Origin of the sequence: Rubritalea marina DSM 17716 (assembly GCF_000378105.1) — a bacterium.
GTDB classification, from domain to species: Bacteria; Verrucomicrobiota; Verrucomicrobiia; order Verrucomicrobiales; family Akkermansiaceae; genus Rubritalea; species Rubritalea marina.
On the sequence record NZ_KB899249.1, the window covers coordinates 204,242 to 227,482 of the forward strand.

General features: G+C 48.8%; 19 protein-coding genes. 7 read left to right on the forward strand and 12 right to left on the reverse strand.

Annotation, left to right across the window (positions count from 1 at the left end):
* Positions 1-10 precede the first annotated feature (10 nt).
* The 11 genes from F454_RS0103595 to F454_RS0103645 form a co-directional block, all read right to left on the reverse strand.
* A complete protein-coding gene (locus tag F454_RS0103595; RefSeq protein ID WP_018969256.1) occupies positions 11-934 on the reverse strand; it encodes a beta-propeller domain-containing protein in 924 nt (307 codons plus the stop codon).
* A gap of 130 nt (positions 935-1,064) precedes the next feature.
* On the reverse strand, positions 1,065-2,480 hold the full coding sequence (locus F454_RS0103600; protein ID WP_018969257.1) for a hypothetical protein: 1,416 nt from the start codon (positions 2,478-2,480) through the stop codon (positions 1,065-1,067).
* The gene (locus F454_RS0103605) at positions 2,473-3,807 is read right to left on the reverse strand and encodes a hypothetical protein (RefSeq protein ID WP_018969258.1); all 1,335 of its coding nucleotides are present in this window, start codon (positions 3,805-3,807) and stop codon (positions 2,473-2,475) included. The genes F454_RS0103600 and F454_RS0103605 overlap by 8 nt, the downstream gene beginning before the upstream one ends.
* Entirely contained in the window at positions 3,797-4,786 is a 990-nt protein-coding gene (locus tag F454_RS0103610; RefSeq protein ID WP_018969259.1) for a prenyltransferase/squalene oxidase repeat-containing protein, read from the reverse strand. The genes F454_RS0103605 and F454_RS0103610 overlap by 11 nt, the downstream gene beginning before the upstream one ends.
* A complete protein-coding gene (locus F454_RS0103615; RefSeq protein ID WP_156817113.1) occupies positions 4,783-5,439 on the reverse strand; it encodes a hypothetical protein in 657 nt (218 codons plus the stop codon). Before F454_RS0103615 ends, F454_RS0103610 begins: the two co-directional genes overlap by 4 nt.
* The gene (locus F454_RS0103620) at positions 5,436-8,069 is read right to left on the reverse strand and encodes a hypothetical protein (RefSeq protein ID WP_026292682.1); all 2,634 of its coding nucleotides are present in this window, start codon (positions 8,067-8,069) and stop codon (positions 5,436-5,438) included. Before F454_RS0103620 ends, F454_RS0103615 begins: the two co-directional genes overlap by 4 nt.
* Positions 8,070-8,263: 194 nt before the next feature.
* A complete protein-coding gene (locus F454_RS0103625) occupies positions 8,264-10,792 on the reverse strand; it encodes an AsmA-like C-terminal region-containing protein (RefSeq protein WP_018969262.1) in 2,529 nt (842 codons plus the stop codon).
* A 12-nt stretch (positions 10,793-10,804) separates the two neighbouring features.
* On the reverse strand, positions 10,805-11,227 hold the full coding sequence (locus F454_RS0103630) for a hypothetical protein (RefSeq protein ID WP_018969263.1): 423 nt from the start codon (positions 11,225-11,227) through the stop codon (positions 10,805-10,807).
* Positions 11,191-11,643, reverse strand: coding sequence for a phage holin family protein (locus F454_RS0103635; protein WP_018969264.1), 453 nt, complete (start codon positions 11,641-11,643; stop codon positions 11,191-11,193). The genes F454_RS0103630 and F454_RS0103635 overlap by 37 nt, the downstream gene beginning before the upstream one ends.
* Before the next feature lie 81 nt (positions 11,644-11,724).
* The gene (locus F454_RS14040; RefSeq protein ID WP_018969265.1) at positions 11,725-12,132 is read right to left on the reverse strand and encodes an ElaB/YgaM/YqjD family protein; all 408 of its coding nucleotides are present in this window, start codon (positions 12,130-12,132) and stop codon (positions 11,725-11,727) included.
* A gap of 151 nt (positions 12,133-12,283) precedes the next feature.
* A complete protein-coding gene (locus F454_RS0103645) occupies positions 12,284-14,248 on the reverse strand; it encodes an ABC-F family ATP-binding cassette domain-containing protein (protein WP_018969266.1) in 1,965 nt (654 codons plus the stop codon).
* 132 nt (positions 14,249-14,380) lie between these two features.
* Between F454_RS0103645 and F454_RS0103650 the strand changes: the two genes are divergently transcribed.
* The 7 genes from F454_RS0103650 to proB all read left to right on the forward strand — a co-directional run bounded on the left by F454_RS0103650 (position 14,381) and on the right by proB (position 21,852).
* Entirely contained in the window at positions 14,381-15,085 is a 705-nt protein-coding gene (locus tag F454_RS0103650) for an alpha/beta fold hydrolase (protein WP_018969267.1), read from the forward strand.
* 11 nt (positions 15,086-15,096) lie between these two features.
* The gene (menA, locus tag F454_RS0103655; RefSeq protein WP_169334309.1) at positions 15,097-15,972 is read left to right on the forward strand and encodes a 1,4-dihydroxy-2-naphthoate octaprenyltransferase; all 876 of its coding nucleotides are present in this window, start codon (positions 15,097-15,099) and stop codon (positions 15,970-15,972) included.
* Positions 15,973-15,975: 3 nt separating this feature from the next.
* Positions 15,976-16,938 carry an enolase-like domain-containing protein gene (locus F454_RS0103660; protein WP_018969269.1) on the forward strand — a complete coding sequence of 321 codons (963 nt, stop codon included), beginning with the start codon at positions 15,976-15,978 and terminating at the stop codon, positions 16,936-16,938.
* The gene (locus tag F454_RS0103665; RefSeq protein WP_018969270.1) at positions 16,935-18,020 is read left to right on the forward strand and encodes an AMP-binding protein; all 1,086 of its coding nucleotides are present in this window, start codon (positions 16,935-16,937) and stop codon (positions 18,018-18,020) included. Before F454_RS0103660 ends, F454_RS0103665 begins: the two co-directional genes overlap by 4 nt.
* 73 nt (positions 18,021-18,093) lie before the next feature.
* A complete protein-coding gene (rsgA, locus tag F454_RS0103670; protein ID WP_026292684.1) occupies positions 18,094-19,206 on the forward strand; it encodes a ribosome small subunit-dependent GTPase A in 1,113 nt (370 codons plus the stop codon).
* Positions 19,207-19,390: 184 nt separating this feature from the next.
* Complete coding sequence (locus F454_RS0103675) at positions 19,391-21,094, forward strand: putative manganese-dependent inorganic diphosphatase (RefSeq protein ID WP_018969272.1); 1,704 nt, start codon at positions 19,391-19,393, stop codon at positions 21,092-21,094.
* Positions 21,091-21,852, forward strand: a complete 762-nt coding sequence (gene proB / locus F454_RS0103680; protein WP_026292685.1) for a glutamate 5-kinase — start codon at positions 21,091-21,093, stop codon at positions 21,850-21,852. The genes F454_RS0103675 and proB overlap by 4 nt, the downstream gene beginning before the upstream one ends.
* Positions 21,853-21,860: 8 nt before the next feature.
* Here proB and F454_RS0103685 read toward each other — a convergent pair whose 3' ends face one another.
* A complete protein-coding gene (locus F454_RS0103685) occupies positions 21,861-22,739 on the reverse strand; it encodes a YihY/virulence factor BrkB family protein (protein ID WP_018969274.1) in 879 nt (292 codons plus the stop codon).
* Positions 22,740-23,241 lie beyond the last annotated feature (502 nt).

The following is a 23,241-nucleotide window of genomic DNA, read 5'->3' on the forward strand; positions in this document are numbered from 1 at the left end:
CCCAAGGAACTCATTTTAATGTAGTGTTGGTGGTTTCTTTGTTGGTGGAAATGACGTGGATTTCGTGAGCTTGAACACCCGGGTGGTAAAATTCCCAGACGACCTCTCTCGATGGAGTGACTTCAATAATCTTGGGTTTACTGCCGTCATGCTGCCCGAAGCTACTGATGATGGTGTTGCCGTTATCAAGGCGCTGAGCCCCGCAAGGGTCAGCGAGTTGCGCGCTGGAGTTTTCGTTGTCTAGCTTCCAAACGACTTCGCCTGACGGGTTGAACTCAACCACCTTATTGCCATGGGTGAGGGTGCTTAGTGTGTTGCCATTGTCTAGTCTGATGGCGGTGAATGGCCAGTTTTTCGCTGCTTTGCCACCGAGAGCTTCGGTGTCGGTTTTGATTGTTTTCACCACTGAACCGTCTGGCTTGTACTCTTTGATCGCGAAGGCGAGTAGGTGTGGGACGAGGTAGTTGCCGTTACCGAGTTTACGAGCCATGCGTGTTTGCATGTGTGAGTTATCTGTTTCTGGCTGTAAGGGCACGGTGATCGCAATCTTGCCTTCTGAGTCGATTTCTAAAAGTTGTGGTTTCTTGCCGCACTCCACCACGAGTGTGTTGCCATTCTTGAGTGGCTGGGCAGTGCTGAGTTCTGCATTTTCAGGGCTGAGTGTGTAGATCGTCTTGAAGCTGCCATCAGCTTGATACTCACGCACGTCCTTTAGGTTGCAGATAAGCACGTTACCATTTTCTAAAACAAAACCATCACGTGAGCGTCCAGTAGTTTGCCATTTGATGTGACTATCCTCATCGACGATAGCGGTTGGATGCCCGGCGATTAGGAAGCTATGGCGAATTCCTTGGGTACTTTTTTGTTCTCCAAATGGAGCCGCAACAAGCTGGCTGATTCCTAGGGAAAGCATGAAGGCAAATGAACGTGTCATGGGCTTACCCTAGAAGGATCTCTCCTGAGAGAGCTACCTACATATTCACAACAGTGTGTTCAATATTCACCATGATAGAAGATGTAGTCTTGTTACAATGGTGTAAATCGAGTGTGTCAGTCCCACTGAGTTACCAATTTTCGCTGTAGCGAGTGGCATTGATTCGGTCGTTGTAGATGTTAAATTCTACTTTTCGGAGCGAACTCGTATCGATTTCAGTCACACCAAAGGCTTTGTTCGTGACGTGCAATTTGCGCTCATCGAGTGAGTTGATTTGCACAATCCATTGATCGTCGTTTTTGAAGATGAGACGACAATCGTGTTGCTCAGCCTTGGGCTGATTTTCTTCTGCGTGCTGGTCAATTTTGTGTACGCGTTCGAGTGGTATGTTGAGTGATGGTGAAAACTGGGTATTCAATTGGAGTTGTTGGCCGCCAACCCCACTGATGATGCCAGGCACGATATCGCCATTGATTAGGTGAATCGATTCACGGCTTTCCTTGATCGTTGATGGGCTCGCAAACTGCTTTTGGGTGGCGTCTGAATTGCCATTCCAATGTTCGATATTGAGTTGCTTGAAGCGGATTGGCTCATTGTATCCATTGAGGATGTAGATTGCCCCGCCCATGACTCCAGGCGTGGGATTAGGATCCTGAAAGGTATGGACAAGTGTGCCATTCAGAAATGTGATGAAGCTTCCCGTCATGCGGTTCATCAAAATCTCTATGTGTGTGAGTTGAGATTTGTGTGAGTAGTTGGTATGTTTGATGCGATGTGGTTGAGCGACTTGCACACCATTCACGGTTTTTGACATGTACATGTAGCTGTGCTGCAACCGCAGCTCATAAGCATTGAGAGGGGTGGGGCGGTCTGCTGAACTGGCAAATAAGTAGAGGGAAACTCCGAGGCGTTTTTTCCAATCGATCTCTAGACTCAGTCTGACGAGGTCAGGGAGTTCAAATTCTTTGGCAATCCGTCCGTCTTGATTACGTGAGATCACTCCCTTGTCTGTCTCTACCCAGCCGGTGGGATCACCAAATGATTGCCATTCGTCGAGGTCGATGACCTGTGAGTAGATCCGTGACTCGGGTCTGATGACGTGGATGCTGTGGATCAGGCTACGGTCGATCTTGATGCTTTCAGCGTACTGCGGTTTGATCGTGATTAGGTGGTCATCAATTTGCTGAATACTACCACTCACAGTTTCATGCTCGCCCTCAAAGCCGTAGCGGTGTTTGAGTTGGACCTTGGCCTCATGGCCAGTCAACGAGTCGTCATTGTAGCCATGTTTATTCTTGGGTTCAAGATAGAGGATCTGGGAATGCTGTAACTCTATGGCTTGCTTGGTATAGCTAGGTTTAAGCGTGATTGCATGTTCGTTGACTGAGGTGCAATGGCCGCTGATAGTATCGCCATTGAGGCAATACGCTACCATCTTAGTATCAGGGGTTTGCTTATTCTCAGTCTGAGCTTCAGCGATGGTGCATGTCGTGATTGCAAACGCCATGAGGCTCGCCCAGGTGAAGTAATCACGCAGTCTAGTCATGGGCTTCAGGTGAGTGTAGGGTGATGGAGTTGACCAATTCAGCACCGAGGAGGAATTTACCAATAAGTGGGTGTTCCACGGTGTAGGTACCATCGGCAAATTCCAGTGACTTGCTACTGAGCCTACTAGAGTCGAGCAGGTGGAAGATGTATTGAGGAACCTGAGAGCTGGCAGTTGCGCGATGCTGGAAGGTGAGTGCTTGAAGTTCTTCGAGATCGATCGAATGCCTTTGGCTTGAATCTAGGTCGCGATACTTCAATGCACCTTCTTGGATGGAGAATGAACTGATCTTTGCTTTCAGCTGGGGAAAGCCATCGGCGATGATACGGTCGCCATCATGCGGGAGTTCCTCATGATGGGGATGGGCGGTGCTGGATGACTCCACCAAGATTTTTGTGATTCTCGCTGGGTGCGCTGAGTTGTGGATGTGTGAATGGACGACAAGGAACCTACCGCGAACATCGCGCGCGTCGGGGTCGATGACGCTGCGGTGCAGTGATTCGTCAACGTTGATAGATATGCTGTGACTGTCGCGGTCAACGCCGATCACGAGGCTGCGGGAAGTTTGGGATGACTTTGGGAGCGCAAATTCATCGAGAACTTTGCTTGTGCCATCACTGTAGAAGCGATGAATTTGCAGGTGATCATCGCCGACTTGTAGTGCGTAAAAGTTGAATTGAGTATCCTCGAGTTCTGATCGAGGCGCGCCTAGGATGATAATCATGTTGGGGGTTTGGCGTCCCCATGAGTAATCTAAGCTGAATTGGTATTTTGCGGGAAGTTTGAGCTTCAGTGAAAGCTGAGCGTCTTGACTGCAGTAGAGCGCCTTAGGTTCAAATTCCCAATTTTTGATGGAGTGGAAAATGTCTCCTTCCTCGGGACCATCAAAGAGAGTGGTTTGGAAGGGTTTGAAAGTGACAGCACTCAGGTGCTCTCGGGCTATTGTGAGTTGTTGGTTTTGTGTGAATGCAACTTTAGCTGACTCGTCGTCGAGTTGGAGCAAGGTGGAGGCGAGCACATCTTCGTTGTTTAGCATGATGATGTGTTGCTTGCTTGCAGTGTCTTGTGGCTTGGTGGTGAATTTGATGGAATGAAAAGATGCTGGGTCGATCTGGAGCGGTTCATCGACAAGGTCGCTGCGGAATTGAATCCCACCTTTAGCTGACATCGAGAGCACCTCGCCATGAAGCGAGTCGGAGACATCGAGATGGATCTTAGCGGGGATGCCAAGCTTAGCTTCCTCAGCTACAAGCATGGAGGAATATGCCGAATACAACGCTGCCACAGCAAGAAAGGCCCGGGTGAGGTGCATGACATTATTTTTCATAGATGGGTAGGTATCTAAAGTTAAGGGCAAGTGAGAGTAATGCACTAGAAGTGCTGAAAGAAGAGCCTCGATTTCCTAGCCAAGAACCGTTGCTTTGCTGAGTGGATGAGAGTAGTCTGATATTTTGTTTATTCCAGATTTCCCAGGTGTCTAGATCTGCTTGGAATAGAGCCTGCGACATGTAGTACTCGAAGTAATAAGTGTAGTGAGGGTCACGGTAGGTGATTTTATTTTTAAGGAAGTCGAGGCTTTGAACCATTTCGGGACTGGAGCCTTTTTTTTGCAGTTGGTGGCACAACAAGGCGATAGCTGTGAGTGTCACTTTAGCACCATTTTTTGAGGTGTAACCATAGGCTCCGGAGCTGTCTCTACAGGTTTCTAGGTACTCGAATGCTTTGTAAAGGGCACTTTCTGGAACATCAATCCCCGCATTTCTAGCTGCAAGCAGGGCAACAATTTGACATCCGGAGATGGTGGTGTCGGCGTCTGAGCTGTCAGGGTTGTAGCGCCAAGCTCCGTAGGAATTCTTACTCTGTGCTTTTAGAATCAGACGTACGGCCTTGCGCAGTGATTGTTCAATGCGCGGGTTTTGCACCATTCCATACGCTTCGGCGAGAGCGAGGGTGGAAAAGCCATGATTGTACATGCAGGTGCCAATGTAGCCGGTGCTTATTTGCTGTGATTTAATGATGTAGTCGATACTACGGTTGATGTGTTTCGCATATGGACCATGGTTGGGATCTTCACCGCTGGCGAGGAATGCCAAGATGGAAAGCGAGACGGCGCCGGGGAGGTGGCCTGAGCTATCATCCCAACAACCATTGGAGAGTTGGCTACTGGCTAGGTATTTGAGGCCCCGCTGGTACATGCTCTCTACTTTGACTGGAACCTCTTTCCCATAATGAGTGTTAGCAGCTTGAGTGCTAGGGAGTAGTCCAAGTATGCTTGTGACGGCAAGAGTGAGGGGGAGTAATCTCATTTTTTCATCTCCCTGTTGTATTGTTCAAAGAGGGGTTGGAATTCACGCGGTAAGTCGGTGAGTGCGCTGCCAGACTTTTTAATGACGCGGCGTTTTTGCGTTTTTGTTTCAACATTTGGTTCCGCTGATCCTTGGCTTTGCTGGCCTTCACCTCCGGCATTCTTTGTTTCTTGTTGGTTGTTTCCTGCTTCGTCTTTTTCCTCAAAAGCACCCTCCATCATGCGTTGCATCATCTGTAGCAGGGCTTCGCTTTGTTCTTTTGATTTCCCGGGGCCTTGGGATTTTGCTTTTGCTGCCCCGTAGAGTTTTTCAATGATTTCATTTTCGATCGCGATTGTTTCATCACCCGTGATTTGTTGCTCAAGCATGTCGGTGGCCTGCGCCATCAGCGATTCAGCTTCGTTGAGGTAGTCAATGACTTTCTCGCTAGTTTCTTGCTGAGTGAGCTCCTGAATGTCTGCAGAAAGTTCATCTTGGAGGTCGGTATTGAGTGCCACTGCATCGGTGTAATTTAGCGTTTGCTCATCAAAATTATCAGAGCTGCCTTGCTGGTGGCGGTCTTTGTAGACTTTTTGGAATTCGCTTTCAGCATGCAATGCCTCCAGGCAACACAGGATAACGAGACACGCGAGAAAGAGGTGTTGTAGCCTCACGGTTGAACCTCCTCACTTTGGGTACGCAGTTGGTTGATTGAACGATTTGCCTCCCGGATCTGTTGCTGTTCTTTGACGATTTGCATGATTTGCAGCATGAATTCCAAGTCTTCATCACTGAGGTTGGAGCTGGAATCCCCCGCACCACCGGCTCCAGCACCGGAGGGAGCGTTGGAGAAAAGGAGCTGCTGAGCCCAGCGCTCGAGTAGCTTCGCATTGTCTTGAGCCCTGAGGCTAGCGAGGACATTGTGATTGTTCTCTAGCTCATATGAGAGAGACTCAAGCCGGTTTTCTACATCGATTGCTTCGATTTCATCTACAAGGTTGAGGTATTCTTTTTGCTGAGTCCGATTGGCATAATTTTGAATATCTTTGAGTAACTCACGTACTTTCTCAGAGACATCTTGATGCAGTGCGTAGAGGCTCACGAGCTGCCTTTGTTGGGCTGGGTCGAGCGGTTCGAATTCACTACCAATGATCGGGGTGTTGGCCAATTGTGAATCTAGCAATGACTGAACGAGCGATTGGCTAATCTGGTTTTGATTTTTTGAAGCTTCTTTGAGTCGGTTCACAAATGAGCTAACTTCCAAGTCTCTTTTGGCGCTGTGCATCAGGTCAATCGTACGTTCTAGATTGTAGATGCTTTTATTTTGCAATTCGATCGAGCGTTCGAGGTGAACTATAGATTCTTCGACTTGGTGTGCTTGTTGCAGCGAGTAGCTCATTTCACTAAGCACGGCGGGCATTTCCTTCGTGCCAAGGATGTGGGTGTTGTGGGTGGCTTTTGCAAAGGTGGTGAGTGTCTTACGCTTGAGGCTTGTATTACGGTTTGCTTCTTTGAGGAGTTTATCGAGTAGCAGCTGCGCTTGGTTGATGAGGTTTTGGTTGCGCGCTGCATCATCCCGCAGAGCGTAGTGGTCGATCCGTTGTTCCTTGGCTAAGAATGCGACAGGGTCCAATTTGATTAGCCGTCTCATACTGTCGTAACTGGCTAATTCGTTTTGCAGGCATTCTTCCAAGGCGATGATGATGTCATCGCTCAGTTGGTCGATAACATCGCGATGTTCAGCGATGGAGAGCACTCTGATTTCGAGTGGGGATGAATAGGATTTTTCATTTTTTGGCTGCTGGTCCTTGCTCCAGCTTCGAATGGTGAGTGACTGAGGTCGAATGTTGAAGTTTGCCAAAGAGAAGTTAAATGGCAGCGACTGCGATTGGGCCTTGGGCCTTTGATTTGGAAGCACGATGTTACCTCGTGATGGGCGGTACGGTTGTGAGTCATCAACCTGTCCAGACCATGAGATGCCTGTTTGTGCGAGCCCGTAGTCGTCGCTAAACACCAAGTCTAGTGCTAGGTGGTCCGATTCAAGGATGTATTCAGGAGCATTATGAAGCTGAAGTTGGGACATGGGGGGGCGATCAGCACTCCCAATGAGATGAATTTTATAGGGTGTGGTATTCTTGAGACCGTAGACGTCTGTGAGTTGGATATCGATGAATTGGTCTTTAGCGGCGAGATCGATGGTGTCTAGGGTGAGTGTGTCTTTGTTGAGGGCAACGCTCAACAATGTGCCAGTAGATGATTCTGAAGACTCCCTGATTGTCGCGGATGCTGCGCTGATTTTGCGGTTTGGATTGAGCTCTATCTGGATGCGAGATCCTAGAAGTGTTTTCAAGTTGCCAGCCTTCAGGGTGATAATTTCTGTAGTGCGTTTGAGATAGCTTGGGTATTGCAGCTCCGCTGTGGCTGAAACGATTTTAGGACGTGAGTAGGGCTGAACCTCAAGCTTATGCTGGGCATCACCCACTTGGATTTCTATGGTTGAGGTGCTGATGATAGGAAGGAAATCAAAGGAGAATTGTTTGTCTGTGACTGGGCTCTCAATCCATGAACCTCCATTGATGCGAGCTCGAGCAGCGGTGGGAATCGAGGATTTTTCTGTCAGGCGAAAGGTGAAAGAAAAAGGTTCATTGATGGGGCAGTACTTCTGACCGGGAAGGTCGCTGGAGCGAATTTGTGTGCTAGTGTAGCGGGTGATCTCAGCAAGAGGCATGGCCCATCGAGCGAGTGCGTTGCTTAGGGTGTTGAATGAAAGTGCCGCAACAACGATGATGATGATGCCACAGGATCCCAAGCCGAAGGCCCAGTATTTGGCGCGCGATTGGGGAAGTGCTTCTTCTAAGTTGCGTGCTGCAATTTCGTTGGCGACTACTACGACAGCTGCTTTTCGGAGGCTGGCGGATTCAGCCTCATTGTCCAAATGGTGGGTTTGCAGCTCGATGATTCCCAATAGTCGATCACCCATGCGTGGGTAATGCTTGGCGATGAGGTTGGCAATTTGGTCTGGAAGTGAGTAAGGAATCACCCAGAAATAGAGCCAAAGTGGTGCCGCGCTGAGTATGGAGATGGCGCTGATTCCAAAGAAGATACCACGTACGAATGGGCTGCAATCCATCCAGCGGTCGAGAGCTAAAAATAGAAGAAAGCTCAGTGCGGATAGTAAGAACGCCGCTAGCCCAAATTCCCATGCTTTGCGATGGCGAAGATGCTGACGAAACAGAGCCAATCGCTCTACCAAGCTCTTCGGTAGTTCGCTATCTTGGTTGTGCTGGTTTTCGTCTTGGGTCATGACTTGAGGTGACCAACATCCCATTCGTGGAGGAATCGTTCTACAATCAAACGATTCACGGATGAAAGATCACGCTAGTATTAACCAAAAATTGGCGTGATAGCGATAAGAAATCTTGGTGAAGCTAAAGATGAGGTAATGCGAAGTGGTCACTTGCTTTGTGCAGGATTTTATTCGACCTAGTGTGCTAGGCACTAGTTATTGGGAGTCGAGAAAATGGGATCATTTTTCCGATCACGAGGTGGTTGAAAGGGCGTGAACTGCCATTGCGGAGATTTGATTTTTCCAGTACCTCTAAATTGTTTGAGACCTTCGACTTCTTCACCGGTAAAGAGCGTTTTAAGCGCTTGGAAGGGGAGCTCGATCACCTTGAGTGGAATCTCAGCCAATCCCATGAGACCTCGGAAGTTCATGCGGATTGTGAGGTCTAGGTTTTGATCCGCCAGGTCTACCCAACCAGATCCTGTGAAGGTGGTGCTTGCTGTGCTAGAGATCAGACTGTCGGTGTAAATACGACCATTCTTGATCTGGAAATTACAGGCGACGTCGCGCGCCTGCTGATGAACCACACGTTTCTTGGTGATGGGAGTCAGTACGGAATCGATCAAGGGGGAGAGAGGCCCGAAGAGTGGAACTTGGAATAGATCACCGTCGCGCAGATTCACGGTGCCATTACCTTGGAGTTTTCTGGCTTCAGCAGATTCCCCGTTGAAGGTGAAATTGCCAGACAAGTAGCCTTGGTCGACGCTCTTGATGTTGTACGCTCGGCACAAATCCGCGAGCTTTACATTGCTCCATCTCACGTCCGCATTGTACTTGAGGGTGTCTGGAGTGACGTGCACATAACCAGACACTTTGCCATTGTATGCACTCCCATTTAACTTCTCTATTAAGACGCGTTTTGGAAGGATTCGGACTGAACCTTTGATGTCATTGAGTGCCACATCGGCATCGAGAAAGTTGTAATTTGTGACTCCTGTGGTGGTGAAGCCGACCGTTAGGTCCATGATGTTATCCTTACCCGACGCCCAGCAAACTAGGCCGTTACAATCGACGGTTGGGGGGAGGTTGAATTCATAGAGTTCGAGGTGATCCGCGATGCTTGGGGCAAAAAGCTGCAACACTGGAGCAGGCCAGGCAGTGCCTCTTAGCGTGGTGACTTTGGTTGTCTTACTTGGCCAATCGAAGTGCACTTCTTCAGCCTGTAAGGTGCCGGTTTCAGGTCCTTTGAACTTCTTTTTGAGGCCGTACTTTGCGTAGTCGAAGACTGCCGTAAGTTTACCAAATGTGGCGAAGGTGCCGTTGAGCCGATAATTGCCTGTGGCATATTTGACTGGTACGTCGTTGTGACTAAAACCTTTGAGGACAGCATGGCCGTAGGATACCCAATCTTTGGCATCGTTGAGATTCATGCGACCATTGGCGTGGACATCAATATACGAATCATTGGTGAAGTTGAGTTTCCCCAAATAATGCTTTAGGTTCTCTCCCTTAATGAAAGGAAAATATACCTCGACTGGTAAGCTTGAAACCATTTTATATTTCACCATCCTGTCCTTGATGATGAGCCTACCAATCACTCGGCCCAAGGGGTGCTTGAGTAGGAGGTCGTCGAGGTATAGGTCACCATTGTTCCATGCAAAGTCAGTCTTCAGGTGATCCACTGGTGTGCCCTTAAAGCTGAAGCTTTTGCTTTCGATCGAGCCTGTCATTTCGAGTGATAGTTTCTCTACGGCAGTCTTAGGTAGAACAAAGAAACCTTCTGCTGAAAGGCTTGTCTTCCCTGCTGAGCGAAGGTCGGTTGCAACACGTTTTTCGAAGACTTCGTATGCGAACTCTTGGAGGTGGATACTGGAATCTATGCGGAATCTACCAGCGTGCTGGGTCAGGTCGTAATCCGCGGTGAGGGCACAAGAATCACCTTCGTGGCTAAATTTAAACTGGTCGATCGTGACCAAGTTTTGGTGGAAATCACCCACTACGATGAGATCATCCATGGAGTAGCGCTTGTAGTCAATTTCCTGCGCTTCCAAGGTGCAATCGATCTCGATTTGCTCGGGTTTCGACGCATTACCTTCAATGAAAAACTGGAGTTTTGGGGGAGTGGATTCGGACCACTTGAAGCGTTGGATGAAATCTAAAACCTCTTGGTATTGTCTGTAGCGCTTTTGCACCTGCTCAGGACCGATTGGTTTCACCTCTGTAAGACCATCACTCCAGATGTTGCAGCTGACTTCGATATCAATGCCTTGGAATTGACCAACGAGGCTGGTAGTTCGTAGTGATCTTGCACCCGGTAGATCAATTGAGCCAGTGACATTGGCTATATTGATTACTGGCGAGTCATCGGCTCCAATCGCCAGAGGGACTGACAGTTGAGCATCAGACAAGGATACTGTGGTCACTTTCAGCTTTCCACGCATTAACTTTGATTTGTCAACGTGGATGCTTAAACTAGGTAGTTCGGCGACCTTAATTTCTCGTTTGGGGCTTTTGTAAACGGTGACATTGTTTGCTGTAAGGCCCTGGAGTAGGTAAAAGCTGAGATGGTCGAATTCGAGGTAGATGCCATAGCGTTCCATCTCACGAGCGAGGCGGTCTCCGACTTCATCAGAAAACCCATACTCATGCAGGTAACTGAGTCCAGCCATCACGGCCACCACCATCATGATGATGCAGATGGAAAAGAAGTGCTTCAGCCGTGATAGGTAGAAAATCTTCATGATTGTGCCTAGTTACCCTCTCATTCGAGGGCTAGGCTGAGCGTGCTGCTTCTCCATGTATTTGGCAAGCCACACTCTCGATTTTTCTAGAAGAATGCGTTGGATCATTGGCTTGAGAAGAATCAGTACCAAGGACTTGAGAATACTTGAGCTTGGCTTGCCGCTTGGTTGCTTGGCTTTAGCGTGTTTCTTCGAACGCATGACGGTGCTGAGAGCGAGGCCTCCAGCAGCAGCAACAATTGCTTTTTGCATAGGGCCTTGAGAGAAGAAATCACCGATTTTTTTAGGGAACTGAGCGCACTTATCGACCATGCTACGCTTTTCCTTCACTTGTTCATCCAGGAGGATGAGCGAACCAACCATGGATTGGCGCGCTTCATCAATCTGATGGCATAGCTCTAGTTTTCTTCTTTCGATGCCATCTGCTGGATCCATAACTTATCTTTTTCGAGTTCTTCTTTGCTGTATTTGAAGAGTTCTTTCTTCTGAGACGATTTCACCTTATCGAGCAGGATAAAGAGACCAAGTAGATGCACCAAGAGGACAAGGAAAACAGCAACAGGCCAGGTGCCAACGTACTGTTCAACATTGGCCAACTTTCCCTCCAATAGTTTGGTCACCACACCAATCAAGCCAGCGATGAATAACGCGTAGGTGAAAAAGCCAATGAATGCTAGCTTGATGAATAACCCGACTCTGTGAGCCATGATCTCGGCAGCTTCTTTGGCTTCGATACTGGCAAGCTCTGACTTGGCACTCAGATAGTTTCCTGAAGATTCTTTCAGGAATTGAATGAGCTCCTTCAGTGAAAACTTCACTGGAGTGTCCTCGGTTACTTCTGAGTCGGGCATGGGTGATTAGTCGGTAGATGAAAATAGGCTCATCTTGGAATCAATTGAGCCTATTTTCTGTAATTCTGATGTTTGGTTTGCTTAGCGTCTACGGGCTAACAAACCAATGAGCAAGCCTGCTCCGAATGCGGCAAGCACACTCTTCGTAGGATTCTTGCGAATGTAATCTTCTGTTTCTTCGTGAGCACCTTTCACGCGTGTGACGCTGCGCTCGTATTGGTCGCTGGCCACTTGCTTCACCGCCTGAGCTTTTTCAACTGCTTCGGTCTTAATCTCACCAGCTCTCAATTCAGCATAACTTTTGAATTGTTGTGCTTTCTCACTGGCCACTTCCTTGAGCTGAACAGCTTTTTCTTGAACGTCTTGAGCGGCAAGTTTTGCCTTTTCTGTGGCAATGCTTTTGATGTCTTTACCTGGCACTTGAGGAGTCTCTGTTGGGTCAGTCTCGTCCTTTTTGAGTGGTTCAGGGTTTGGTGTTGCGTAATCCATAAATTTAATAGGTTTTTGTTGGTACTGTCATTCTACAGCAGCACGCCTGAATAGCAAGGAGTCGATGCTCCATATGCTAGATTATTTTTAATGCAACTTGTTAGCATAATTGCTTCATTATTATCGTTGAATGAGTTGTGTGTTCTGTTCTTTATGAATCAGTGGCAAGTTGGCTTTCTAACTCATCAATCTCTTCACTGAGTTTAGACCATTGAGAGTAGGCGTTCTCTAACTTATGATTGACCTTCTCATAGGCTTGAGAGGTCTCCTGCATTTTTATTGGGTCAGCAGTGACTTCTGGGCTTGAGAGGTGTTGTAGTAATGTGGCTTGCGCCGCTTCTAGCTCGCCGATACTGGCTTCGACGGCGACGAAGGCTTCTTGCTTTGGCTTCAGCACCTGGGTGCGTTTCTGGCGCTTTTGAGCCTCAATTTTCCGTTGTTCCTTACGTGAAATCTTCTGTGTGTTGTTCTCGACTTTAGTATGTTGGGTAGCGCTGTCTTGATTGGCTTCCTCGGATTTTTTATCGAGATAATAGGAAATGTTGCCGTGATAGATTTGTGGAGAAGTGTCTGGCCTGAATTCGATGGTGCGGGTGACAATCGGGTCGAGGAAGGATCGGTTGTGCGAGACTATGAGGTATGAACCGGGATAATCGGATAGAGCTCTTTGCAAGACTTCTTGTGATTGCACGTCGAGGTGGTTGGTAGGCTCATCCAAAATGAGAAAGTTCGCTGGACGTACGAGCATGCATACCAAGGCGACGCGTGAGCGCTCTCCTCCTGAGAGTACGCCTACTTTTTTGAAGACATCGTCACCTCTGAAAAGAAAGCAACCTAGAATATTACGCACCAAGGGCGCATTCTCTCTGGAGGCTGCGGCTTCACAGGTTTCTAGGACGGAGCGGTCAGGGGCGAGTTCATCCGCATGGTTCTGCGAGAAGAACGATATTGCGGATTTGGGACCGAGTTCGAAGTGCCCACTATCGGGGGCTTCCTGGCCAGTGATCAGACGGCAGAATGTGGATTTTCCAGCGCCATTTGGGCCAACGATAGCCATGCGCGTGCCCTTTTCTACCGTGAGGTCGAAGCCTTCAAAGATGTTTCTCTGACCATAGGATTTACTGGCATTTTCGAGTTTTGCCATCATTTGGGTTGATGGCGGAGGGCTCGGGAAGGTGAATTGCATGACGGCGTCGTCTTGCTCGATTTCGATGAGTTCCATCTTTTCGAGTTGCTTGAGCCTTGATTGTGCTTGGCTTGCTTTGGAGGCTTTGGCGCGGAATCGATCGATGAACTGCTTGGTCTTTTCGATTTCCTTTTGCTGAGATTCGTATTGTTTGATGAGAATCTCTTTTCGGAGTTTGGACTCTTTGAGGTAGAAAGAATAATTTCCCGCGTATTCTTCAGCGCGTCCGTGAGCGAAGGCAATGGTGCGCGTGGTGAGCGCGTCGAGGAGTGCTAGGTCGTGGGAAATAATGATGATGGCGCCGGGGTAGGCGAAGAGGTATTGCTCCATCCAGGTTTGAGAGTCGATGTCTAGGTGGTTGGTCGGCTCATCGAGTAGTAGGACTTCAGGTTCTTGGAGAAAGAGCTTAGCCATTGCGATCCGCATCTGCCAGCCACCTGAAAACTCGCTGCAGTCTCGCTCGAAATCGCTGCGTTTGAATCCCAGACCTGTCAGTACTGATTCGACGCGGGGTTTGATCTTATTGGGGTCGAAGTGTTCCAGTTTGAGTTCAAGTTCGCCAATTCTGTCCAGCGTGTCGAGGTACTTGGTGCTTTTTGAATCGAGCTGAATAAGTTCATCTGAGAGCGAGTCAATGGTCGACTGAATGGCTTTAACTTCACCGAAGGCGGATTCCGTTTCATCCCAGAGAGTGACGCCCCTGATGTGGATGCCTTCCTGGGGCAGGTAGCCAATCTTGCATCCGCGCGGTTTTGAGAGTTCGCCATCGTTGGCCTCGATCACTCCGGCAATACATTTCATCAAGGTGGATTTTCCTGCACCATTGTGTCCAGCAAAGGAAATACGTTCCTTGGCATTGACGGTGAAGGATAGGTCTTTGAATAAGACTCGTGGGCCGAATTCTACGCGAAGCTTGTTGATTGAGAGCACAGGCGATGGGATACTTGGTATTTCATAATGTGGCAATCGATAATTCCCTTAATCCAGCACTGGCTCTCGAGAATGGGAATAAGCGATAATGACTTTGACAACATTTGAGATTCTCAGCACCTTTTGCCTTAGATGATTTACGCACTGCATGGCGCCGTTGGTGAGGCGAGCGATTGGACAGCATTGTCCCATAAGTTCAAGTCTGAGGGTTTCGCGCTTGCTCGTGTTGATCTATGGCAATACTTAGCGTGTTGTCCTATGCCGTTGCAGGATTTTGGTGCGGCATTTAATCGAGAGGTGAAGGCGTCCTCACCAGTAATTTTAGGCTATTCGATGGGAGGGAGGCTGGCACTTCATGCATTGTTGAATCAGCCGCAGAAGTGGGATAAGGCTGTGATTGTTTCTGCTCACACTGGGCTGGAGGACAAGGCGGTGAAAGGGCAAAGAGCTGGGCGTGATGCGATGTGGGCGGCACAGGCTCTGAACGGGATGTGGGATGATTTTATCCGAGAGTGGAACGCCCAAGGGGTTCTCGATGGTGGGGATATGCCTCAGCGGGCGAGTTTGAAGCACCGTAGAGAGCAGGTGGCGCGTTCTTTCATTGATTGGAGTGTGAGTCAGCAAGATGATTTGCTTCCTGAATTGGCGAAGATTACTTGTCCGGTGCTCTGGATTGTAGGGAGCAAGGATCAGAAGTTTGTGGATGTGGCTCGACTGGCCGCTGCGCAACAGCCATTGATACGGCTTTGTGTGATCGAGGGGGTCGGGCACCGCGTGCCATGGGAGGCTCCGGAAGCATTTGCTCGTGAGGTGTTAGAATTTATCACAGAAGCATAATGGAGAAATCGATGATTCAATCATGTGTCTTGGCCGCCAGGCCGAAGACCTTACCGGCGGCGATTGTGCCTGTGGTTCTGGGGTGCAGTCTGGCTTGGGAACTTGAGGGTGTGGTGGACTTCGGTCTGGCATTTGCCACATTGATGGGGGCAATTTGGATCCAGATTGCCACAAACTTTTTTAATGATGCCATCGATAATGATAAGGGAGCGGATAATGAGAGGAGGCTTGGGCCGATGCGGGTCACGTCTTCTGGATTGTTGAGTCGTGGGCAAGTGTATTTGATTGCTGGTCTTTGTTTGTCGATTGCTACTTTTTTTGGAGTGTGGCTTTATTTGGCATGTGGTTGGCAGATCATTGCGATAGGATTACCATCTTTGTACCTTTGCTATGGCTACACTGGGGGGCCAGTGCCTCTGGCTTACCGAGGACTCGGCGAGTTGTTTGTTGTGGGTTTTTTTGGAGTGATTGCAGTCTCAGGCACAGTCTTTGTTCAACTGGGGACTTGGCCACCTGAGGCCATGGTGTTGGGGGTTCAGGCTGGGCTTCTCAGTGCGGTGCTGATTTCGATCAATAATTTGAGGGACGCGAAAGAAGATGTGTTGCACGGCAAGCGTACTCTTGCCGTGAAGTTAGGAGTTTCAGGAGGCAAGGCTATTATTGTTATTGAGTTGGTAGCAGCCTTGGCCATGGGATTGGTTTGGTGGAGCATGGGGTACGCGTGCTATGCGCTGGCGTCCCTGGCGATTGTTCCTTTGATGCTACCTATCTTGTATAAAGTCTTGCGCGAAGAACCCTCAGCGAAATTCAATGCGTACTTGGCCCTGGGTGGCATGCAATTGTTGTTGTTTGGGGTCGCATTTGCCGTAGCATCTATCATTGAATAAGGCATGTCGGACGACCTGAGCATCCATCGTTACCATTTGCGGAGCCGAGCAAGCTTGAATGCTAAAAGTGCTCAGGGTGACTATGAGGGGGTTTTGGTTCGTCATGCTGGAGGCTACGGGAATATACACCCGTGGGAGATGTTTGGAGATCCCTCGCTCGATACTCTCATCGATATGTTAAAAGCCAGAGATTTCTCAGCACTCCTGATTCGCAATGCAATGCATTGTGCCGCTTTGGATCGAGAAAGCCGACAGGAACATCGTTCAATATTTGATGGTCTGGATGTGCCACCTAGCCACGCAAGTTCGAGCTGCTCACCGAGTGAACTCCGGAAGTATGGTATTGCGGGTAGGAAGGTCGTGAAGGTGAAGGTTGGCAATGATCTAGAGGCTGAGTCGCAGGTGCTGCGGGCAGTCCATGAGGAATTCCCTGACCTGCGTTGGCGCCTGGATTTCAACCATGCGTGCCATTCTCTCAGTGTCCTAGAGTCTTTTCTGCATGCGCTTGGCGAAGCATTTTGTTCCCAAACCGATTTTGTGGAGGATCCCTGTCTGGACATCAAGGAAATGCTTGCGCACCGCGACGGCTTACCGATGGGGGTTTCATGGGCTGTGGATCGTGTGTTAGGAAATGAAGCGGCATTTGGCCACTTCCGCGTGTTGAAACCGGCAGTGGATGACATGGAGGCAGAGTTAGCGCTTGTGGCCGGAAGGGACGTTCAGCTGGTGCTTACCAGCTACATGGATCACCCTCTAGGGCAGAGCTATGCAGCTTGGTATGCTGCGAAGTTGCAGCGTGATCAGGTGAGGCTTGCTGACTGTATGGGCTTGAAGACGCACCACTTGTTTGAGCAAAACGCTTTCACTCGAGCACTTGGTGGGGATTCCTCTGCTTGGTTGGCGGCCGAAGGTTCTGGCTTTGGCTTTGATGAAATGTTAAGTGCTATTCCATGGGATCAGGTATGAGCAGTTGCCATTGCCGCTTTTTGGAGCCTGAGTTCTGGCATAGTTCAGAAGTCACCGTGCTCTATGCCCCAGGGGGCTCGGCACCTCAATCTACATTGTTTGATTGGGTGAAGGGGCAGAAGGAATTGCAGTCTCACATTCTCTTTCAAACTTCTGGTTCAACTGGACGAAGCAAATGGGTGGCGATTTCTAAAACTGCGATGTTGGCATCGGCGCGCATGGTCAACCGTCACATCGGGCTTACTGATTCTGCACGTTGGGGGCTTGTGCTGCCGCATTATCATGTTGGTGGCTTCGGGGTTCTTGTTCGTTCATTCCTCACCGGAGCAGATTGTGCGGTCTATCATGGGAAATGGGATCCAGTACGTTTTTCTGCCTTTGTTTCCAAGAACCGCTGTGAATACATCTCCTTGGTTCCTACTCAAGTGGTCGACTTGGTCAGAGCGAGGTGTGTCGTGCCGCCTTCAGTAAAGTCGGTGATTGTAGGAGGAGGAGCACTTTCTGACAAAGTCTACCAAGGCATTCTAGAGTTAGGGTGGCCTGTGCTTCGCAGTTACGGCATGACTGAATCAGCTTCTCAGATTGCAACTGGCGATGTGGATGGAGGTTTAGAGGTGCTCGACGCTTGGGAATTACGCACTGGGGATGATGGTGTGTTGCAGTGGAAGGGAGTGGCTGGAATGACGGCATATCTTTATGAGGGTCATGACGGATTTAGCTTGGTGGATCCATACCGTGATGGATGGTTTACCACCAGTGATTTAGCTGAGATTCATGGTGGGGCATTGAATGTGGTCGGGCGCGCTGACCAACGTGTCAAAATTTTGGGGGAATTAGTCGATCTCGCCTCATTTGAGACAGAGCTCAGCGAGACGATGGGTACTGAATGCGTGATCATCGCTGTGGATGATGAACGGCGGGGCAAGTTGCTTTTTCCCGTGGTAGAAGGCGAGGATAGTTATAATCTGGACGCTTACTCAGGTCTGAAGGCGCTGGAGCCGCTTACCAAAGTCGAGCGATTTCCACGATCATCATTGGGGAAAATTCTCAGAAAACAATTGCAGGAGGGCTTGAATTTGTAAGGTGGTGTGCGTTGAGGTATCGGATTATTTCTGTTGTCGGGTATGCTCCACTGTGTCATGTGGTGGATAGATTATGAATATGTCGCTCGAAGATATCGGCTGGAATGCACAATTTGCGAAGGAGTTTAAACCCTACGCAAAGAAGGGCCTAGTGCCTGCACGGTTGATTCGTGACAATAAAATCAGCTACGGAGCCTTGCTAGAAGGCCCCAAAGAACTGGAAGTGATCATGAGTGGGAAGGTTTATCATGATGCTGATTCAGATGCTGAGCTTCCAGCGGTTGGCGATTGGGTGGCTTTGGAGTTAGGTGATGAGGACTCTGATCATATGATTCGTGCACGCCTGTCTCGTCAGACTTGTTTCTCAAGAAAAGCCCCGGGTAAGACGAGTGAGGAACAAGTGATGGCAGCCAATGTGTCAGTTGTGGTGGTGGTGACTGATGCCGGGGCTGACTTTAACCCACGCAGGATGGAGCGTTATTTCACCCTGATCGACCGCAGTAAGGCGAAGCCAGTGGTTCTGGTGAACAAAAGTGATCTATTCCCAGAGGAGTTGAATCAGTCAGCAAAGGAGGAGATCGAAGCGCTAAATAACGAAGCAGACGTCCACATTACGAGTGCCGCATACAACGAGGGTCTTGAAGTGTTGAAGACGTACTTGCGTCGTGGCGTGAGTATCATGCTCATCGGCTCCAGTGGCGTAGGGAAGTCTACGCTGGTGAATCAGATTCTAGGGGAAGAGTGGCAATGGACTAATGAAGTGAATGAACTCACGGGGAAAGGGAGGCATACGACCACCGCACGCGAGCTTATCGTTCTAGAAGAGGGAGGGATTTTGATCGACAACCCAGGAATCCGAGAAGTTCAGATGTGGACAGATGAAACCACATTGCGCGAAAGTTTTGCGGATGTGGAGCTAATAGCCTCTCAGTGTTTGTTTCATGATTGCAAACACGGCTCCGATAAGGGCTGTGCCATTCGCGCTGCCGTAGAATCAGGTGACTTGTCTGTAGACCGTTATGAGAGCTACCTTAAGCTAGAGGATGAGGTGAAGGAGCTCAACAAGCGCCGAGAAAAACGCCAGATGGTGACAGAGCGGAGAGCGAAACGTGACCACCGTATCAAAGCGAGAAATCTGGCTGATCGCATCGATCACCAGAAGAGGCAAAATCCACACAAGTATTGACGCTTCGACGCCCTAGAGACTGACGTTATGCAATCATATGAGCCAGAGTGTGGTAGCATTTATCGCTGTGTTCTCGATGGCTCTGGGACGTGGACATTATAGCTGGGTTGAGTAAGAATCAATGAACTCAGTGTTGCATTGCATCGAAAATCTGTTGAATGTAGCTGTCTAGTTTTTGATAAAGATGACTTTAGATAGCCAAATTCCCACATACGTAGTAGGTCACCTCAACCCTGATACCGACGCAATCTGCGCCGCCATCGGTCAAGCTGAGTACTTGAGAAAAGCTGAAAATATAGATGCTGTGCCTATCCGTTGTGGCGAGGTTCCTACGCGTGTTTCTTGGGTTTTAGAGCAAGCTGGGATGGAGGCTCCAAAGTTAGTAACAGATGTTAGGACTACTGCTGAGCTTATCTGCGATAAAGATTTTGTTTCCGTATCCGAGAGCGACACCTTCTACTCAGTTTACCGCGCAATGCAGACGACAGAGGTGAAGTCGGTGCCTGTCGTGAGTGAGTCCGGAGAAATTCGCGGTATTCTAAAGTTCACCGAATTGATGCAATTACTCATGCCAGATGAAATGAGCTCTCGCGACAGTGTGCGATCGATTCAAGCGTCTCAGCGTAATATCTGTGCAACACTCAGCGGTGATTCTGTAGGTGCTTTATTGAGCGATGAAGAAGAGGATTTGGTGATGTTCGTTGGAGCTTCCAGCAAACAAACAACGAAAGATAGTATTCTGGAAAGCAAGGAGGCGGGGATCAATCACAAGCAAATCGTGATCTGTGGTGACCGTCAGGATATCCAGCTTGCGGCAGTTCAGACAGGCGTGCGTTCTTTAATTGTCACTGGGGGGTATAGCGTCAGTGATGAAGTGATTGTAGAAGCAAAAGCCCATGGGGTGGTGGTTATCCTCTCACGCTTCGACACCGCTACCACAGTCCAACTAGTGCGTTGCTCTCGCTCTGTTTCCAACGCGCTTGGGGATGAGTTTTTATGTGTCCAAGCTGGTGATGCTGTATCCGATATCAGAAAGTGCCTTTCTGCTGCGCAGCAGGATCTTTTTCCTGTGGTGAAAAATGGCCGTCACTTAGTGGGAGTATTCAGAAAAGCGGCCTTGGTAGATCCCCCAGCAACAACATTGGTTTTGGTGGATCACAATGAATACGCTCAAGCAGTGAAGGGTGTAGAGGAAGCCAATGTTGTGGAAGTGATTGACCACCACAGACTGGGAGGTGATATCACTTCTCGCGAGCCGATTCGCTTTTTGAATGAACCAGTGGGTTCCTCCTCTACTCTTGTCGCGCGGAAGTTCCGCGACATGAATGTTGAGCTTTCGGAATCAGTGGCGATGTGCCTCTGCGCTGGTTTGATTTCAGACACCTTGAACCTGACTTCCCCGACAACAACGGAACTCGATCGCTTGATGTTGGCTTGGCTCTGTGAGATCGCCGGAGTTGATGCCGCGAAGTTTACCCACGACTTCTTTGCCAGTGGCTCGCTCTTGATGAAAGGAAGTGCAAAAGACCTGCTCTGTACTGACCGAAAAGAATTTAATGAAGGTGGTAAGTTTTTGAGCATCTCTCAGGTTGAGGAGATGGGCTTGCCTCGCTTCGAAGAGCGCATTGAAGAAATGCGTGCAGAGCTACAATCATTGATCGATCAGAACGGCTATGACTTTGCGATCGTTGCCGTTACGGATGTGACTCAGCACTTTAGTAAGATTATCGGAGTAGGGGATGACCGAGTCATGGCTGCACTTCCGTTTGACGCGGACGATCATGGTGTGCTCAATGCACCTGGCGTGGTAAGCCGCAAGAAGCAAATCTTCCCAGCGGTGAGTTCTGCGATTCAAGACGCAGCAGCTACCGCGCTCGAGACTATATGAAACCTTTAGTTATTAAGATTGGAACTGGTGTTCTCACTCGGGAGAGTGACAGGACGCTCGATCGTGCCACACTGACCAAATTAGTTACTGCTGTTGCTGACATTATTCAAAGTGGACAACCTTGTATATTGGTCTCCAGTGGGGCGGTGGGAGCTGGGATTTCTAAATTAGGCTTGAGTGAATATCCCAATGATGTGAAAGGGCGCCAAGCCTGTGCTGCTGTGGGGCAAACAATCCTGATGCACATCTACGAGTCATTGTTCAGCCACTTCGGTCTCAGCGTCGCACAACTATTATTGACCTCAGAGGACTTCGATCATCCCGATCGACTCGGTCGAGTGGAAGACACACTTAGCAATCTTTCTCAATTTCCTAATGTGGTGCCTATCATCAATGAGAACGATTCTGTATCAATAGCTGAAATTAGCTTCGGCGATAACGATATGCTCTCGGTGAGAGTGGCTCGTCTGATGGATGCCGAGACCCTTATTTTACTCTCTAATATTGATGGCCTGTTATTGCCTGATAGTGATGAGGTCATACCGCAGGTGGAGTGTGTAGATGACGTTTTGAAGTTTATTCGCGATGAAAAGGGTAAGTTCTCCACTGGAGGGATGGAGTCAAAGTTGAAGGCTATTTCAGTGGCTACTGAATCAGGGATTCCCACAGTAATCGCACACGGAAAACACCCTGAACGACTCTTGGAAATCGTCCAAGGGACAGGTCTCTGCACCAGATTCTCACTCCCTCAATCATAGCGATTGAGCTATTTTTCTTCTTCTGAGAGTCGATCTCTCATCAGTACCGCTGTGAATTCAGCGCTATAGAGTACAAGCTGCATTGCAAAATAGATCCAAATAAGCAGGACGACCAAGGTGACAGCACCCCCAAACATACTGCTCATGCTGCTGTTTTTGAGGAATACGAGTAATCCAAATTTGAGGACGAAAAGTAAGGTCGAGCAGAGCACGCTACCGATGATTGCTTCCCTCAGTTGTGGTGGGTTCTGAGGTAGCCACCTTAGAGCCAAGGTCCCGAGAAAGCAGATGGAAATATAGGACGTAGCTCCAGAAAGGTATTGGATTGCCTGAGCTGCATACATTTTTGATCCGCCATCCAGAAAGTTTGTGACGCTCGCTAGCATGCTTTCAGCCATTACCGACATCGCGATACAACACCCAAGGGCGATGATGGCAAGAAGTGACACGCCTCTGCTAACCAATAATGAGAGTGCTGCTGAACGTTTACTTGTCTTCGGTGGAGCTGGACCAAAAATGTTGCTCAGCGACATCCTGAGCTCATGAATCATTTTTGTTGCAGAGATTGCCATGAGGATGAAACCGACGATGGGGGAGTACTTATTCTCCACCCACTTCAAATCATGTTCAGTGGCAACTTGTAGAAAATCGACGCTATTGATGCCAGTGACTTCGGTTGCTTGTTCAATCAGTTCACTGGTGGCAGTTTCTTCTCCCACGAGTATTGTGGCCACCAAGAGCACAATCACCAGAATTGGGATTAAAGAAAATAATGAATAAAAGGCGAGCGCCGCCGCTTCGTTTGCGTGACGGCTACTCCACCAACGGAGACCGGCAATGTAAAAGCGATGCCCCCAGAGTTTCATCACAGAGATTGAACCATCCATAACCAGATGCTAACAGAGCATGCTTGTGCTGGAAACGATGAAAAATAGAACGTTCATGTGATCGAATTCCCACTACTTCCAGCGAACTTAGATCCCCGGCTCCAGTCCGTCACAATTTTGTGGAATGGGGGATTTATTGAAAATGCAGTGGTTTATGGACGGGCTTCAATAAAAAGTGAAAAAAGGTGCCGAAATGACTTGCGTGACTCTGAGTAATATGTAGATTGCGCCCCGCCTCACCCGCCAAGGGGAGCGCAGGAGAAACTCGCTAAGTTGATCCGGAGCACGGCTCCGCAAGTTACCAAGTTTCCCTGAATCGAGATCTTTAACACATCATGGCTTGCTTAGAATGCAGAGTTTGACTCTGGAAGGTTTAAGTAAGTGGAAGAGGAAAGACTGAATTGTGCGCTGCGGTTCTAGAGATAGAGACGCAGGCAAGATTGAAGATCTTAAACGGGTTTTCAATCGCACTTGTCAATTTAGTATAAACGCAAAATTTATA

Coding starts and splice junctions, on each gene's coding strand:
- F454_RS0103595 (WP_018969256.1), bottom strand. CDS start 934: ATGACACGTTCATTTGCCTTCATGCTTTCCCTAGGAATCAGCCAGCTT.
- F454_RS0103600 (WP_018969257.1), bottom strand. CDS start 2,480: ATGACTAGACTGCGTGATTACTTCACCTGGGCGAGCCTCATGGCGTTT.
- F454_RS0103605 (WP_018969258.1), bottom strand. CDS start 3,807: ATGAAAAATAATGTCATGCACCTCACCCGGGCCTTTCTTGCTGTGGCA.
- F454_RS0103610 (WP_018969259.1), bottom strand. CDS start 4,786: ATGAGATTACTCCCCCTCACTCTTGCCGTCACAAGCATACTTGGACTA.
- F454_RS0103620 (WP_026292682.1), bottom strand. CDS start 8,069: ATGACCCAAGACGAAAACCAGCACAACCAAGATAGCGAACTACCGAAG.
- F454_RS0103625 (WP_018969262.1), bottom strand. CDS start 10,792: ATGAAGATTTTCTACCTATCACGGCTGAAGCACTTCTTTTCCATCTGC.
- F454_RS0103630 (WP_018969263.1), bottom strand. CDS start 11,227: ATGGATCCAGCAGATGGCATCGAAAGAAGAAAACTAGAGCTATGCCAT.
- F454_RS0103635 (WP_018969264.1), bottom strand. CDS start 11,643: ATGCCCGACTCAGAAGTAACCGAGGACACTCCAGTGAAGTTTTCACTG.
- F454_RS14040 (WP_018969265.1), bottom strand. CDS start 12,132: ATGGATTACGCAACACCAAACCCTGAACCACTCAAAAAGGACGAGACT.
- F454_RS0103650 (WP_018969267.1), top strand. CDS start 14,381: ATGATTTACGCACTGCATGGCGCCGTTGGTGAGGCGAGCGATTGGACA.
- menA (WP_169334309.1), top strand. CDS start 15,097: ATGATTCAATCATGTGTCTTGGCCGCCAGGCCGAAGACCTTACCGGCG.
- F454_RS0103660 (WP_018969269.1), top strand. CDS start 15,976: ATGTCGGACGACCTGAGCATCCATCGTTACCATTTGCGGAGCCGAGCA.
- F454_RS0103665 (WP_018969270.1), top strand. CDS start 16,935: ATGAGCAGTTGCCATTGCCGCTTTTTGGAGCCTGAGTTCTGGCATAGT.
- rsgA (WP_026292684.1), top strand. CDS start 18,094: ATGAATATGTCGCTCGAAGATATCGGCTGGAATGCACAATTTGCGAAG.
- F454_RS0103675 (WP_018969272.1), top strand. CDS start 19,391: ATGACTTTAGATAGCCAAATTCCCACATACGTAGTAGGTCACCTCAAC.
- proB (WP_026292685.1), top strand. CDS start 21,091: ATGAAACCTTTAGTTATTAAGATTGGAACTGGTGTTCTCACTCGGGAG.
- F454_RS0103685 (WP_018969274.1), bottom strand. CDS start 22,739: ATGGATGGTTCAATCTCTGTGATGAAACTCTGGGGGCATCGCTTTTAC.